At 72.1% G+C, this 344-nt stretch carries 1 pseudogene; it reads left to right on the forward strand.

What is annotated here, in order from left to right:
• Window positions 1-344: pseudogene (locus tag ACTFO6_RS18150) on the forward strand (anthranilate synthase component I); the annotation flags it as partial.

Here is a 344-nt window from a genome sequence, read left to right on the forward strand (position 1 = left end):
GGGCTCGTGGGCTACTTCGGCTACGACACGGTGCGCTACATCGAGCCGCGGCTCGCCCGCACCGACAAGCCGGACGCCCTCGGCACGCCGGACATCCTGCTGCTCCTCTCCGAGGAGCTAGCGGTGATCGACAACCTGCTGGGAAAGCTCTACCTGGTGGTGTACGCCGACCCCCGGGAGCCGGGCGCCTACGCCCGCGCGCGCCGGCGCCTCGCCGAGCTGCTCGCGCGCCTGCGCCAGCCGGTGGCGATCCCAGCGAGCGATCCCTGCCCCTCCGGACCCACGGCTTGCGAGTTCGCGGAGGATGCCTTCGTCGAGGCGGTAGAGCGGGCCAAGCGCTACAC

The organism is Pelomicrobium sp. G1 (genome assembly GCF_051905455.1).
Taxonomy (GTDB): Bacteria; Pseudomonadota; Gammaproteobacteria; order Burkholderiales; family UBA6910; genus Pelomicrobium.